The organism is Enterobacter sp. 6722112 (genome assembly GCF_058661685.1).
Genome location: NZ_JBZWGR010000008.1, coordinates 60,095 through 72,793, shown reverse-complemented (window position 1 = coordinate 72,793; position 12,699 = coordinate 60,095). Strand labels below are relative to the sequence as shown.

At 57.7% G+C, this 12,699-nt stretch carries 16 protein-coding genes; 13 read left to right on the top strand and 3 right to left on the bottom strand.

From position 1 onward, the window contains the following. Positions 1-117 precede the first annotated feature (117 nt). From AC4OVU_RS24370 to AC4OVU_RS24355, 4 genes are all read left to right on the top strand, one after another. Positions 118-1,659, top strand: a complete 1,542-nt coding sequence (locus tag AC4OVU_RS24370; RefSeq protein ID WP_000050481.1) for an IS91-like element ISCR1 family transposase — start codon at positions 118-120, stop codon at positions 1,657-1,659. A gap of 301 nt (positions 1,660-1,960) precedes the next feature. Then, the gene (locus AC4OVU_RS24365) at positions 1,961-2,425 is read left to right on the top strand and encodes a BRCT domain-containing protein (RefSeq protein WP_000645230.1); all 465 of its coding nucleotides are present in this window, start codon (positions 1,961-1,963) and stop codon (positions 2,423-2,425) included. Further along, positions 2,425-2,994 carry a trimethoprim-resistant dihydrofolate reductase DfrA19 gene (dfrA19, locus tag AC4OVU_RS24360; RefSeq protein ID WP_000019304.1) on the top strand — a complete coding sequence of 190 codons (570 nt, stop codon included), beginning with the start codon at positions 2,425-2,427 and terminating at the stop codon, positions 2,992-2,994. Before AC4OVU_RS24365 ends, dfrA19 begins: the two co-directional genes overlap by 1 nt. Positions 2,995-3,004: 10 nt before the next feature. Beyond that, positions 3,005-3,610 (top strand): hypothetical protein, encoded by a 606-nt coding sequence (locus AC4OVU_RS24355; protein WP_048228299.1) that lies wholly within the window; start codon positions 3,005-3,007, stop codon positions 3,608-3,610. Here the strand turns inward: AC4OVU_RS24355 and intI1 are convergent. Beyond that, complete coding sequence (gene intI1, locus AC4OVU_RS24350) at positions 3,597-4,610, bottom strand: class 1 integron integrase IntI1 (RefSeq protein WP_000845039.1); 1,014 nt, start codon at positions 4,608-4,610, stop codon at positions 3,597-3,599. The genes AC4OVU_RS24355 and intI1 overlap by 14 nt on opposite strands. A 250-nt stretch (positions 4,611-4,860) precedes the next feature. Here intI1 and qac (AC4OVU_RS24345) point away from each other — a divergent pair, with 250 nt between their 5' ends. From qac (AC4OVU_RS24345) to AC4OVU_RS24305, 9 genes are all read left to right on the top strand, one after another. Then, a complete protein-coding gene (gene qac, locus AC4OVU_RS24345; RefSeq protein WP_015059047.1) occupies positions 4,861-5,193 on the top strand; it encodes a quaternary ammonium compound efflux SMR transporter QacL in 333 nt (110 codons plus the stop codon). A 73-nt stretch (positions 5,194-5,266) separates the two neighbouring features. Further along, the gene (gene aadB / locus AC4OVU_RS24340) at positions 5,267-5,800 is read left to right on the top strand and encodes an aminoglycoside nucleotidyltransferase ANT(2'')-Ia (RefSeq protein ID WP_490781686.1); all 534 of its coding nucleotides are present in this window, start codon (positions 5,267-5,269) and stop codon (positions 5,798-5,800) included. 57 nt (positions 5,801-5,857) lie between these two features. Next, on the top strand, positions 5,858-6,391 hold the full coding sequence (aadB, locus tag AC4OVU_RS24335; protein ID WP_490781686.1) for an aminoglycoside nucleotidyltransferase ANT(2'')-Ia: 534 nt from the start codon (positions 5,858-5,860) through the stop codon (positions 6,389-6,391). 57 nt (positions 6,392-6,448) lie between these two features. Continuing rightward, positions 6,449-6,982, top strand: a complete 534-nt coding sequence (gene aadB, locus AC4OVU_RS24330) for an aminoglycoside nucleotidyltransferase ANT(2'')-Ia (RefSeq protein WP_000381802.1) — start codon at positions 6,449-6,451, stop codon at positions 6,980-6,982. A 57-nt stretch (positions 6,983-7,039) separates the two neighbouring features. Continuing rightward, the gene (aadB, locus tag AC4OVU_RS24325) at positions 7,040-7,573 is read left to right on the top strand and encodes an aminoglycoside nucleotidyltransferase ANT(2'')-Ia (RefSeq protein WP_000381802.1); all 534 of its coding nucleotides are present in this window, start codon (positions 7,040-7,042) and stop codon (positions 7,571-7,573) included. Positions 7,574-7,735: 162 nt separating this feature from the next. Continuing rightward, positions 7,736-8,068 (top strand): quaternary ammonium compound efflux SMR transporter QacL, encoded by a 333-nt coding sequence (gene qac / locus AC4OVU_RS24320; protein WP_015059047.1) that lies wholly within the window; start codon positions 7,736-7,738, stop codon positions 8,066-8,068. A gap of 172 nt (positions 8,069-8,240) precedes the next feature. Continuing rightward, on the top strand, positions 8,241-8,588 hold the full coding sequence (locus AC4OVU_RS24315) for a quaternary ammonium compound efflux SMR transporter QacE delta 1 (RefSeq protein WP_000679427.1): 348 nt from the start codon (positions 8,241-8,243) through the stop codon (positions 8,586-8,588). Continuing rightward, entirely contained in the window at positions 8,582-9,421 is an 840-nt protein-coding gene (sul1, locus tag AC4OVU_RS24310) for a sulfonamide-resistant dihydropteroate synthase Sul1 (RefSeq protein ID WP_000259031.1), read from the top strand. Before AC4OVU_RS24315 ends, sul1 begins: the two co-directional genes overlap by 7 nt. Positions 9,422-9,548: 127 nt before the next feature. Next, positions 9,549-10,049, top strand: coding sequence for a GNAT family N-acetyltransferase (locus AC4OVU_RS24305; RefSeq protein ID WP_000376623.1), 501 nt, complete (start codon positions 9,549-9,551; stop codon positions 10,047-10,049). On the opposite strand, the gene AC4OVU_RS24300 is transcribed toward AC4OVU_RS24305, so the two are convergent. Together AC4OVU_RS24300 and AC4OVU_RS24295 are read right to left on the bottom strand one after the other, a co-directional pair. Continuing rightward, positions 10,018-11,010, bottom strand: coding sequence for a TniB family NTP-binding protein (locus AC4OVU_RS24300; RefSeq protein ID WP_001381192.1), 993 nt, complete (start codon positions 11,008-11,010; stop codon positions 10,018-10,020). The two genes, AC4OVU_RS24305 and AC4OVU_RS24300, sit on opposite strands and share 32 nt — an antisense overlap. Positions 11,011-11,012: 2 nt before the next feature. Next, a complete protein-coding gene (locus AC4OVU_RS24295; protein WP_000179844.1) occupies positions 11,013-12,692 on the bottom strand; it encodes a TnsB C-terminal domain-containing protein in 1,680 nt (559 codons plus the stop codon). Positions 12,693-12,699: the final 7 nt, after the last annotated feature.

The window sequence follows — 12,699 nt, the reverse complement described above, 5'->3', positions numbered from 1 at the left end:
TAACAACTCGTGAGGGCTATTGCGGGTTAAGCATTTAGCGATGTCTAGGGCCAGACTGGACGTCTGAACGCAAGCCGCTGATACTGTACATAACCACAGTATCAGCGGAGGATACCCATGTCGCTGGCAAGGAACGCCACGGCGAGTCAATCGCCCACTCAAACAAACGGTTACGAACGCCACCAACCCGACCAGACGCTGCTCTACCAGCTGGTTGAGCAGCACTACCCAGCCTTCAAAGCCTCACTCGAAGCCCAAGGTCAACACCTGCCTCGCTACATCCAACAAGAATTCAACGACCTCCTCCAATGTGGCCGTCTGGAGTATGGTTTCATGCGGGTTCGCTGCGAGGATTGTCATCACGAGCGTCTGGTCGCCTTCAGCTGTAAACGACGCGGCTTTTGCCCTAGCTGCGGTGCCCGCCGGATGGCCGAGAGTGCGGCGCTGCTGATAGACGAAGTCTTCCCCAAGGAGCCCATTCGCCAGTGGGTGCTCAGCTTTCCTTTCCAGCTACGCTTTTTGCTGGCTCGCCATCCCCAGCTGATGGGCCAGGTCTTGAGTATCGTCTATCGTACACTCTCAACTCATCTGATCAAAAAAGCCGGTTACACCAAAGCCTCTGCACAAACTGGCTCAGTGACTCTTATCCAACGCTTTGGCTCCGCGCTAAATCTCAATGTCCACTACCACATGCTGTTTCTCGATGGTGTCTATGCCGAAGATGACTATGGCAAGCAACGCTTCCATCGTGTCAAGGCACCCACTTACGATGAGCTGAATACGCTCGCTCACACCCTCAGCCATCGCATCGCTCGCTGCATGGAAAAGCGTGGGATTTTGGAGCGTGATGCCGAGAATACGTGGTTGACACTGGAAGAGGGCGAAGACGATACGCTGACTCAATTACATGGTGCTTCGGTTACGTATCGCATTGCCGTCGGCCCCCAGCAAGGGCGCAAAGTCTTCACCCTGCAAACCTTGCCAGGGCGTGAGGATAAAGCCGACTCAAGCAGTCGAGTAGCCAACCATGCTGGTTTCTCGCTACACGCCGGTGTGATGGCCGAAGCGCATCAGCGGGATAAGCTTGAGCGCTTGTGTCGCTACATTAGTCGGCCAGCGGTTTCAGAAAAACGTCTGGCATTAACCGCCAATGGGCAGGTGCGTTACGAGCTCAAAACTCCGTACCGCAATGGCACCACCCATGTGATCTTCGAGCCGCTGGACTTCATCGCCAAACTCGCTGCGTTGGTACCTAAGCCGCGAGTCAACCTCACACGCTTCCACGGCGTCTTTGCACCGAACAGCAAACACCGAGTTCAAGTAACACCCGCCAAGCGGGGCAAGAAGCCCGACAAATCGGAAGGTCTCGATACTAACTGGCGTGACAAGAGTCCTGCAGAGCGCCACCGCGCCATGACCTGGATGCAACGCCTCAAGCGAGTCTTCAATATTGATATTGAAGTCTGCGAACACTGCGGCGGTCACGTCAAAGTGATTGCCAGCATCGAAGATCCGAAGGTCATTGAGCAGATTCTCAAGCATCTGAAACAGAAAACAGCCAAGGCGAATGCCGCCAAGCAGCGTGAGCTGCCACCAGAACGAGCGCCGCCACTGACTCCCAGCCTGTTCGATCCATCACAGAGTCGTCTCTTTGACTGACGACCCCAAATCCAACACTGCTCAACACTGCCAACTTTTAAACGGGGCGGTGGGGCAGTTTGTATCTCTCGAGCTATCAGGCTAGAGATTTTACCGCCAAATCGAACCTTATTAGAGCGGTTTAGGCTGGACCGGCAGTTAAAATTGGGGCTTGAGCGGTAAACGAGTGAGGGAATTTCAGGTAAGATACTTCGGATGAGGAGCAAAAAGGTGGTTTATACTTCCTATACCCAGTAGTGTTCCCCTGTCGGTTTGGTTGGGGTCGATGCCCCACTTTGGGCGCGGCGTTGGGCGCCGCAAGATGAAAGCTCTGTGTGAAGGCTTGGATATTAAGACCTTGGATGATTTCAATGCCATCACCGAAGAGCAGATCGTTAGCGTCGACAAATTCAGCTACAAAACTGCCGCAAAAGTGCTTGCAGGTATGGCTGAACATGCCGAGCTATTCAACAAGATTCAATCAATCATCGGGTTCAAACAGCAGGTCACTTCGGGGGATCGTTTTACCGGTGAGAAGATCGTGATCACCGGTTTTCGTGACGCGGCCTTGGAGAAGCTGATTGAAGCTGAGGGTGGTGAAGTGCAATCATCAGTCTCGTCGAAGACCACCATGGTGATCGCGGCATCCACTTCCGGATCTTCCGGCAAATTGAAGAAAGTGCACGATCTCAACAACAGCGGAAAGGCAAATATCAAACTGATTGATCTGGCCACCTTCCGTAAGCAATATCTGGAACAACCAGCATCGACTGGTTTGGAGTTTTAATGAGTCACCCACAACTTGAGCTAATAGTCGCTGTGGATTCTAAGTTGGGATTCGGGAAAGGCGGCAAGATTCCATGGAAATGCAAAGAAGACATGGCGCGATTTACGCGGATTTCTAAAGAGATCCGCGTGTGCGTTATGGGGAAACACACGTATACTGACATGCGTGACATGCAGTTAGAAAAGGATGGCGCCGAGGAGCGAATCAAGGAGAAAGGAATTCTCCCCGAACGCGAATCGTTCGTGATCTCCTCGACGTTAAAACAAGAAGATGTCATAGGCGCTACTGTCGTTCCTGATCTTCGTGCTGTGATCAACCTGTATGAGAATACCGATCAACGCATTGCTGTCATTGGTGGGGAGAAGTTGTACATTCAAGCTCTTTCATCAGCAACGAAACTGCACATGACCATAATTCCAAGAGAGTTCGACTGTGATCGATTTATTCCTGTTGATCCGATCCAGAACAATTTTCACATTGATTCCAGTGCCAGCGAGACTGTGGAGGCAACCGTTGATGAGACTCAAGAGCGCATTCACTTTGCTACTTACGTGCGTAACAATCAGTAACGCGCTGGCAGTGGAAGAACAAGAACCAGAAACGAAGCAGACGGTGTTGGCCGTCTGCTTCGAAACATCATTATTGGCTCGAGAACTGATCGAGAATACCATTCTTGCGGACGACATCCAAAACAATACAGAAAAGATAGCTTTGCAGTTGTCGGAGCCCCTCCCCCCAACTTATAATGGGATTATTGCTGGGCTAAACAATGCTGTCGCCATGCGTGGGACAGCAAACGTTGAATCGCCATCAAGAGCATCCACAGATTTACGTGCAGCCGTCATCGGTTTATGGTGTATAAATGACACCATAGCCGCCCTGAATCAGACTGATAATGCAGTCTTACAGGACGGCGAGTTGCAACAAACACTTGTCGATTATTACAACAACTTATTGGCTGACATCGTTTGTCGTTTTCAGAAGACGGCTGCACTGAACGTCAGAAGCCGACTGCACTATAGCAGCGGAGGGGTTGGATCCATCAGGCAACGACGGGCTGCTGCCGGCCATCAGCGGACGCAGGGAGGACTTTCCGCAACCGGCCGTTCGATGCGGCACCGATGGCCTTCGCGCAGGGGTAGTGAATCCGCCAGGATTGACTTGCGCTGCCCTACCTCTCACTAGTGAGGGGCGGCAGCGCATCAAGCGGTGAGCGCACTCCGGCACCGCCAACTTTCAGCACATGCGTGTAAATCATCGTCGTAGAGACGTCGGAATGGCCGAGCAGATCCTGCACGGTTCGAATGTCGTAACCGCTGCGGAGCAAGGCCGTCGCGAACGAGTGGCGGAGGGTGTGCGGTGTGGCGGGCTTCGTGATGCCTGCTTGTTCTACGGCACGTTTGAAGGCGCGCTGAAAGGTCTGGTCATACATGTGATGGCGACGCACGACACCGCTCCGTGGATCGGTCGAATGCGTGTGCTGCGCAAAAACCCAGAACCACGGCCAGGAATGCCCGGCGCGCGGATACTTCCGCTCAAGGGCGTCGGGAAGCGCAACGCCGCTGCGGCCCTCGGCCTGGTCCTTCAGCCACCATGCCCGTGCACGCGACAGCTGCTCGCGCAGGCTGGGTGCCAAGCTCTCGGGTAACATCAAGGCCCGATCCTTGGAGCCCTTGCCCTCCCGCACGATGATCGTGCCGTGATCGAAATCCAGATCCTTGACCCGCAGTTGCAAACCCTCACTGATCCGCATGCCCGTTCCATACAGAAGCTGGGCGAACAAACGATGCTCGCCTTCCAGAAAACCGAGGATGCGAACCACTTCATCCGGGGTCAGCACCACCGGCAAGCGCCGCGACGGCCGAGGTCTTCCGATCTCCTGAAGCCAGGGCAGATCCGTGCACAGCACCTTGCCGTAGAAGAACAGCAAGGCCGCCAATGCCTGACGATGCGTGGAGACCGAAACCTTGCGCTCGTTCGCCAGCCAGGACAGAAATGCCTCGACTTCGCTGCTGCCCAAGGTTGCCGGGTGACGCACACCGTGGAAACGGATGAAGGCACGAACCCAGTGGACATAAGCCTGTTCGGTTGGTAAGCTGTAATGCAAGTAGCGTATGCGCTCACGCAACTGGTCCAGAACCTTGACCGAACGCAGCGGTGGTAACGGCGCAGTGGCGGTTTTCATGGCTTGTTATGACTGTTTTTTTGTACAGTCTATGCCTCGGGCATCCAAGCAGCAAGCGCGTTACGCCGTGGGTCGATGTTTGATGTTATGGAGCAGCAACGATGTTACGCAGCAGGGCAGTCGCCCTAAAACAAAGTTAGATGCCAGATTTGGCGTTGCGTATGCTCACAGAAAATCGACAGCCGCAAGACTGTTTTTGGCAACTCATAGCCACCACTATTTATCCTTCATACCGTAGAGGAGATTGCACGTGAAGAACTGGCTCTTTCTGGCTATTGCAATATTTGGTGAGGTCGTCGCAACTTCCGCACTGAAGTCCAGCCATGGATTCACCAAGTTAGTTCCTTCTGTTGTAGTTGTGGCTGGCTACGGGCTTGCGTTCTATTTCCTCTCTCTCGCAATCAAGTCCATCCCGGTCGGCATTGCTTATGCTGTTTGGGCTGGCCTCGGCATCGTACTTGTGGCAGCTATCGCTTGGATCTTCCATGGCCAGAAACTAGACTTGTGGGCGTTCGTTGGCATGGGACTTATCGTTAGTGGCGTCGCCGTTCTAAATCTGCTATCCAAGGTCAGCGCACATTGATCGGGCTGGCATCTAACAATTCATTCAAGCCGACGCCGCTTCGCGGCGCGGCTTAATTCAGGTGTTAGGCCGCATGGACACAACGCAGGTCACATTGATACACAAAATTCTAGCTGCGGCAGATGAGCGAAATCTGCCGCTCTGGATCGGTGGGGGCTGGGCGATCGATGCACGGCTAGGGCGTGTAACACGCAAGCACGATGATATTGATCTGACGTTTCCCGGCGAGAGGCGCGGCGAGCTCGAGGCAATAGTTGAAATGCTCGGCGGGCGCGTCATGGAGGAGTTGGACTATGGATTCTTAGCGGAGATCGGGGATGAGTTACTTGACTGCGAACCTGCTTGGTGGGCAGACGAAGCGTATGAAATCGCGGAGGCTCCGCAGGGCTCGTGCCCAGAGGCGGCTGAGGGCGTCATCGCCGGGCGGCCAGTCCGTTGTAACAGCTGGGAGGCGATCATCTGGGATTACTTTTACTATGCCGATGAAGTACCACCAGTGGACTGGCCTACAAAGCACATAGAGTCCTACAGGCTCGCATGCACCTCACTCGGGGCGGAAAAGGTTGAGGACTTGCGTGCCGCTTTCAGGTCGCGATATGCGGCCTAACAATTCGTCCAAGCCGACGCCGCTTCGCGGCGCGGCTTAACTCAGGTGTTAGGCCGCATGGACACAACGCAGGTCACATTGATACACAAAATTCTAGCTGCGGCAGATGAGCGAAATCTGCCGCTCTGGATCGGTGGGGGCTGGGCGATCGATGCACGGCTAGGGCGTGTAACACGCAAGCACGATGATATTGATCTGACGTTTCCCGGCGAGAGGCGCGGCGAGCTCGAGGCAATAGTTGAAATGCTCGGCGGGCGCGTCATGGAGGAGTTGGACTATGGATTCTTAGCGGAGATCGGGGATGAGTTACTTGACTGCGAACCTGCTTGGTGGGCAGACGAAGCGTATGAAATCGCGGAGGCTCCGCAGGGCTCGTGCCCAGAGGCGGCTGAGGGCGTCATCGCCGGGCGGCCAGTCCGTTGTAACAGCTGGGAGGCGATCATCTGGGATTACTTTTACTATGCCGATGAAGTACCACCAGTGGACTGGCCTACAAAGCACATAGAGTCCTACAGGCTCGCATGCACCTCACTCGGGGCGGAAAAGGTTGAGGACTTGCGTGCCGCTTTCAGGTCGCGATATGCGGCCTAACAATTCGTCCAAGCCGACGCCGCTTCGCGGCGCGGCTTAACTCAGGTGTTAGGCCGCATGGACACAACGCAGGTCACATTGATACACAAAATTCTAGCTGCGGCAGATGAGCGAAATCTGCCGCTCTGGATCGGTGGGGGCTGGGCGATCGATGCACGGCTAGGGCGTGTAACACGCAAGCACGATGATATTGATCTGACGTTTCCCGGCGAGAGGCGCGGCGAGCTCGAGGCAATAGTTGAAATGCTCGGCGGGCGCGTCATGGAGGAGTTGGACTATGGATTCTTAGCGGAGATCGGGGATGAGTTACTTGACTGCGAACCTGCTTGGTGGGCAGACGAAGCGTATGAAATCGCGGAGGCTCCGCAGGGCTCGTGCCCAGAGGCGGCTGAGGGCGTCATCGCCGGGCGGCCAGTCCGTTGTAACAGCTGGGAGGCGATCATCTGGGATTACTTTTACTATGCCGATGAAGTACCACCAGTGGACTGGCCTACAAAGCACATAGAGTCCTACAGGCTCGCATGCACCTCACTCGGGGCGGAAAAGGTTGAGGTCTTGCGTGCCGCTTTCAGGTCGCGATATGCGGCCTAACAATTCGTCCAAGCCGACGCCGCTTCGCGGCGCGGCTTAACTCAGGTGTTAGGCCGCATGGACACAACGCAGGTCACATTGATACACAAAATTCTAGCTGCGGCAGATGAGCGAAATCTGCCGCTCTGGATCGGTGGGGGCTGGGCGATCGATGCACGGCTAGGGCGTGTAACACGCAAGCACGATGATATTGATCTGACGTTTCCCGGCGAGAGGCGCGGCGAGCTCGAGGCAATAGTTGAAATGCTCGGCGGGCGCGTCATGGAGGAGTTGGACTATGGATTCTTAGCGGAGATCGGGGATGAGTTACTTGACTGCGAACCTGCTTGGTGGGCAGACGAAGCGTATGAAATCGCGGAGGCTCCGCAGGGCTCGTGCCCAGAGGCGGCTGAGGGCGTCATCGCCGGGCGGCCAGTCCGTTGTAACAGCTGGGAGGCGATCATCTGGGATTACTTTTACTATGCCGATGAAGTACCACCAGTGGACTGGCCTACAAAGCACATAGAGTCCTACAGGCTCGCATGCACCTCACTCGGGGCGGAAAAGGTTGAGGTCTTGCGTGCCGCTTTCAGGTCGCGATATGCGGCCTAACAATTCGTCCAAGCCGACGCCGCTTCGCGGCGCGGCTTAACTCAGGTGTTAGATGCCAGATTTGGCGTTGCGTATGCTCACAGAAAATCGACAGCCGCAAGACTGTTTTTGGCAACTCATAGCCACCACTATTTATCCTTCATACCGTAGAGGAGATTGCACGTGAAGAACTGGCTCTTTCTGGCTATTGCAATATTTGGTGAGGTCGTCGCAACTTCCGCACTGAAGTCCAGCCATGGATTCACCAAGTTAGTTCCTTCTGTTGTAGTTGTGGCTGGCTACGGGCTTGCGTTCTATTTCCTCTCTCTCGCAATCAAGTCCATCCCGGTCGGCATTGCTTATGCTGTTTGGGCTGGCCTCGGCATCGTACTTGTGGCAGCTATCGCTTGGATCTTCCATGGCCAGAAACTAGACTTGTGGGCGTTCGTTGGCATGGGACTTATCGTTAGTGGCGTCGCCGTTCTAAATCTGCTATCCAAGGTCAGCGCACATTGATCGGGCTGGCATCTAACAATTCATTCAAGCCGACGCCGCTTCGCGGCGCGGCTTAATTCAGGTGTTAGATGCACTAAGCACATAATTGCTCACAGCCAAACTATCAGGTCAAGTCTGCTTTTATTATTTTTAAGCGTGCATAATAAGCCCTACACAAATTGGGAGATATATCATGAAAGGCTGGCTTTTTCTTGTTATCGCAATAGTTGGCGAAGTAATCGCAACATCCGCATTAAAATCTAGCGAGGGCTTTACTAAGCTTGCCCCTTCCGCCGTTGTCATAATCGGTTATGGCATCGCATTTTATTTTCTTTCTCTGGTTCTGAAATCCATCCCTGTCGGTGTTGCTTATGCAGTCTGGTCGGGACTCGGCGTCGTCATAATTACAGCCATTGCCTGGTTGCTTCATGGGCAAAAGCTTGATGCGTGGGGCTTTGTAGGTATGGGGCTCATAATTGCTGCCTTTTTGCTCGCCCGATCCCCATCGTGGAAGTCGCTGCGGAGGCCGACGCCATGGTGACGGTGTTCGGCATTCTGAATCTCACCGAGGACTCCTTCTTCGATGAGAGCCGGCGGCTAGACCCCGCCGGCGCTGTCACCGCGGCGATCGAAATGCTGCGAGTCGGATCAGACGTCGTGGATGTCGGACCGGCCGCCAGCCATCCGGACGCGAGGCCTGTATCGCCGGCCGATGAGATCAGACGTATTGCGCCGCTCTTAGACGCCCTGTCCGATCAGATGCACCGTGTTTCAATCGACAGCTTCCAACCGGAAACCCAGCGCTATGCGCTCAAGCGCGGCGTGGGCTACCTGAACGATATCCAAGGATTTCCTGACCCTGCGCTCTATCCCGATATTGCTGAGGCGGACTGCAGGCTGGTGGTTATGCACTCAGCGCAGCGGGATGGCATCGCCACCCGCACCGGTCACCTTCGACCCGAAGACGCGCTCGACGAGATTGTGCGGTTCTTCGAGGCGCGGGTTTCCGCCTTGCGACGGAGCGGGGTCGCTGCCGACCGGCTCATCCTCGATCCGGGGATGGGATTTTTCTTGAGCCCCGCACCGGAAACATCGCTGCACGTGCTGTCGAACCTTCAAAAGCTGAAGTCGGCGTTGGGGCTTCCGCTATTGGTCTCGGTGTCGCGGAAATCCTTCTTGGGCGCCACCGTTGGCCTTCCTGTAAAGGATCTGGGTCCAGCGAGCCTTGCGGCGGAACTTCACGCGATCGGCAATGGCGCTGACTACGTCCGCACCCACGCGCCTGGAGATCTGCGAAGCGCAATCACCTTCTCGGAAACCCTCGCGAAATTTCGCAGTCGCGACGCCAGAGACCGAGGGTTAGATCATGCCTAGCATTCACCTTCCGGCCGCCCGCTAGCGGACCCTGGTCAGGTTCCGCGAAGGTGGGCGCAGACATGCTGGGCTCGTCAGGATCAAACTGCACTATGAGGCGGCGGTTCATACCGCGCCAGGGGAGCGAATGGACAGCGAGGAGCCTCCGAACGTTCGGGTCGCCTGCTCGGGTGATATCGACGAGGTTGTGCGGCTGATGCACGACGCTGCGGCGTGGATGTCCGCCAAGGGAACGCCCGCCTGGGACGTCGCGCGGATCGACCGGACATTCGCGGAGACCTTCGTCCTGAGATCCGAGCTCCTAGTCGCGAGTTGCAGCGACGGCATCGTCGGCTGTTGCACCTTGTCGGCCGAGGATCCCGAGTTCTGGCCCGACGCCCTCAAGGGGGAGGCCGCATATCTGCACAAGCTCGCGGTGCGACGGACACATGCGGGCCGGGGTGTCAGCTCCGCGCTGATCGAGGCTTGCCGCCATGCCGCGCGAACGCAGGGGTGCGCCAAGCTGCGGCTCGACTGCCACCCGAACCTGCGTGGCCTATACGAGCGGCTCGGATTCACCCACGTCGACACTTTCAATCCCGGCTGGGATCCAACCTTCATCGCAGAACGCCTAGAACTCGAAATCTAACGTCCGTTCGGGCATCGAGGTCCATGTCGGGGTGGGACGGGCCCGTGGCTTCAAGATCACTTGCAGTCCGACCGCGATGTCTTGGTTGCGCGAGAGGTTGTCGACAGGCCATGCTGAGTGTGCGATGGTTGATCGCTTCCTCGCCGCTCTCCACGGCGACGATGGCCGCCGCCATCAGCAAGTGCGCCAGTTCCCCTATGGTGCCCTCGCTGCGTGTGAGCAGGTAGCGAGCCATGTCCAGCGTGGCAATTGGGGAAGGCCGGCGCAGCGGGAGCGAAGCGGCGAAGCTGGCCAGCAGTGAGCAGCAATCGTCGTTGGCCTCCCATACCGGCAGCATCATCGGCTCGAAGCGATTTTCCAACTGGTCATCGGAGCGGATGGCTAGGTAGGCGTCGCGCGTGCCTACCCCAACCAACGGGATGCGCAGTTCGTTGCCGAGGAAGCGCAGCAGGTTGAGGAATTCCCGGCGGTTGACGCTGTTGCCGGCCAGCACGTTGTGCAGCTCGTCGATCACCAGCATGCGCACGCCGACCTTGCGCAGCAGTGCCAGAGCCAGTTGCTCCATTTCCGGCAACCGTGGGCGTGGGCGCAGCGGCGCGCCCATCGCGGCGAGCAGCGCGACGTAGAAGCGGATCACGGACGGCTCGGACGGCATCTGCACGACCAACACCGGGATGTGCTCCTGGTCGGCGTCGGAGCTGGCCGGGTGGGTGCGGCGGAACTTCTCGACGATCATCGACTTGCCATTGTTGGTCGGGCCAACCAGCAGCAGGTTGGGCATGCGTTGCTTGTTTGGCCACGCATAAAGGGCTTCCAGCCGGTTCAGCGCCTCGACTGCGCGCGGATAGCCGATCCAGCGGTCGGCGCGAAGGCGCTGGATGCGCTCGTCCGCCGGAAGACGGGCCAAGCCCTGGGCCGCCGGCAGCAGGTGGGACAGGTCGATGATGGGATATTCGTCCACGGCTACCACTCCTCAATCTGGTCGAACGGTTTGGCGGGTGGCAAGTTGTCTGCCTGCGGGTCGGCAATATCCGTATCCGGCGGAACGGGCTTGTCCGGCCGAGCTGATGTCTTGAGGTGCTGGCGGCGATCCGCGTCACGCCGCGCCTTGCGTGTGGCCTTCTGCGCGCTGGTCACAATCTCACGCATCTGGCCGATCATGCGGAACAGCGCCGACTCATCCACCTGTTCGCGCCCTTGCTGCCGCAGTTTCGCCAGCGCCTGCCGTTGTTCCCAGAGGGTGACAGCCGGATGCGACAAGGTACGGTAGGGAATTTCCAGGTAATGCTGTCCCTCCGGTTCCAGGACCCAGATACGGCTGATGTCGCGCGGATCGCGCCGGATCAGAAAGGACGGCCAGCGTTCACGCCGCGCAATCCACGGCTTGAGCGCATCGGCGTAGTAGTGGATGTGGTCGATGACAAAGCCGGTGCGGGTCAGCGTGCGCCGGAGGATCGGCAGAAAATCGACCAGGAACGAAGTAGCGCGTGTGACGACGGCCGGTACGCCGACACGCGCCACGGCCTCGGCCCAGCGCGCGGCCGGCGGTTGGAGCAGGCCGTTGTGCACCGAACCGTGGTAGGTGCCGACCGCCAATGTGAGCCAGCGCTCTAGCTCGCGCAGCGTCAGGGCGGCCTTGTTTTCGGAATCGTAGTCGCCGCGCTGGTCAGGGTTGGAGAAGGTCGTTCCCGGCAGTTCGTCGTGAATCATCTGCATCGCCGTGCCGATGATCCGTTCCACGATGCCGCCATAGTGCGGCTGTCCCAGCGGGCGATAGTCCAGCCGGATGCCATGCTGCTCGCAACCCCGGCGCAGGGCCTCGCTCTTGAACTCGGCCGCGTTGTCTAGGTAGAGCAGCAAGGGCTTGCCGCTCATCTGCCAATCCATTTCCACGTTCAGTCCTTCCAGCCAAGGGCGCTTGTCGCAGGCGACATGCACGAGGCACAGGCCAACCGAAACGGCAGACGGCGCTTCCAGCGTGACGACCATGCCGAGCACGCAGCGGGTGAACACGTCGATGGCGAGGGTCAGGTACGGGCGGCCAATAGGTTGCCGGTCGCGGTCATCGACCACGATCAGGTCGATGACCGTATGGTCTATCTGCACCTGCTCCAGCGGCGCGGTCACGGCAGGAGGCTCGCCGCCCACACCTTGTAGGTCACGAGCGGCATCCTGGCCTTCCCGCCGGCGGATGACCTTGCGCGGGTCAAGGCTAGCGATCCGTAAGGCCACGGTATTGCGCGCCGGCACTCGCAGTTTTTGAGCCTTGCACACCTGAGTGACTTCGCGGTGAAAGGCCGCTAGGCTGCGCTTCTGCTTGGTCAGGAACCGCTTTTGCAGTAGCTCGTGGATGACGCGCTCGACCGGTTCCGGCAAGCGCCCCTTACCTTTACCTCCACCGGACTGGCCGGGCACCAGATCCGTCACGAGGCCGCTGCCTTGCCGGGCACGCCGGATCAGAACGTATACCTGGCGCCGAGACAAGCCCAGCGCCTGAGCCGCCATATCGGCCGCTTCGTGCCCGACCGTCTCCGACTGCGCCAACGGACTGATGATCTCCGCACGACGGCGCGCACGCTCCCAAGCCTCATCAGGCAGAGTGGCCACGCCTTGTTCTGGAATCCGTGGGGTGTCCGTCGCCATGCTCACC

Excerpts from the sequence above, each read along its gene's own strand:
- AC4OVU_RS24370 (WP_000050481.1), top strand. The coding sequence starts at position 118 with ATGTCGCTGGCAAGGAACGCCACGGCGAGTCAATCGCCCACTCAAACA.
- AC4OVU_RS24365 (WP_000645230.1), top strand. The coding sequence starts at position 1,961 with ATGAAAGCTCTGTGTGAAGGCTTGGATATTAAGACCTTGGATGATTTC.
- dfrA19 (WP_000019304.1), top strand. The coding sequence starts at position 2,425 with ATGAGTCACCCACAACTTGAGCTAATAGTCGCTGTGGATTCTAAGTTG.
- intI1 (WP_000845039.1), bottom strand. The coding sequence starts at position 4,610 with ATGAAAACCGCCACTGCGCCGTTACCACCGCTGCGTTCGGTCAAGGTT.
- aadB (WP_490781686.1), top strand. The coding sequence starts at position 5,267 with ATGGACACAACGCAGGTCACATTGATACACAAAATTCTAGCTGCGGCA.
- aadB (WP_490781686.1), top strand. The coding sequence starts at position 5,858 with ATGGACACAACGCAGGTCACATTGATACACAAAATTCTAGCTGCGGCA.
- aadB (WP_000381802.1), top strand. The coding sequence starts at position 6,449 with ATGGACACAACGCAGGTCACATTGATACACAAAATTCTAGCTGCGGCA.
- aadB (WP_000381802.1), top strand. The coding sequence starts at position 7,040 with ATGGACACAACGCAGGTCACATTGATACACAAAATTCTAGCTGCGGCA.
- AC4OVU_RS24315 (WP_000679427.1), top strand. The coding sequence starts at position 8,241 with ATGAAAGGCTGGCTTTTTCTTGTTATCGCAATAGTTGGCGAAGTAATC.
- sul1 (WP_000259031.1), top strand. The coding sequence starts at position 8,582 with ATGGTGACGGTGTTCGGCATTCTGAATCTCACCGAGGACTCCTTCTTC.
- AC4OVU_RS24305 (WP_000376623.1), top strand. The coding sequence starts at position 9,549 with ATGGACAGCGAGGAGCCTCCGAACGTTCGGGTCGCCTGCTCGGGTGAT.
- AC4OVU_RS24295 (WP_000179844.1), bottom strand. The coding sequence starts at position 12,692 with ATGGCGACGGACACCCCACGGATTCCAGAACAAGGCGTGGCCACTCTG.